We start from the raw sequence: 236 nt of genomic DNA, 5'->3' as shown, positions 1-236 counted from the left end.
ACCCAGATTATCCTTAGTCATTGCATTTGCTTCTGTAACTTCGATTTCAACGGTATGGTCATCAATGACTTTAATACCGGAAATCTCGTCAGTTTTACCATCGTAATACTCTTTTCCACCTTTAACGTTAACGGAGAGAATATCGGATTGACCGTCGTAACTCTTGTCATGTAAAACTTTCATGGCGAAAGCATAGTCTTTTACAGTAACCGGTTCGCCATTAGAGTATGTCACAC

1 protein-coding gene is annotated in these 236 nt (G+C 39.4%); it reads right to left on the bottom strand.

Features of this window, described 5'->3' with window-relative positions; translation table 11 throughout:
• Positions 1 to 236, bottom strand: a 236-nt coding sequence (locus ACSNOG_RS34040) for an ABC transporter substrate-binding protein (protein WP_436756526.1), incomplete at both ends; no start/stop codon positions are given.

Source organism: Streptomyces sp. URMC 124 (assembly GCF_051386455.1).
Taxonomy (GTDB): Bacteria; Actinomycetota; Actinomycetes; order Streptomycetales; family Streptomycetaceae; genus Streptomyces.
Note: the sequence above shows the minus strand (reverse complement) of the source record. Positions and strands in the feature narration are given on the sequence as shown.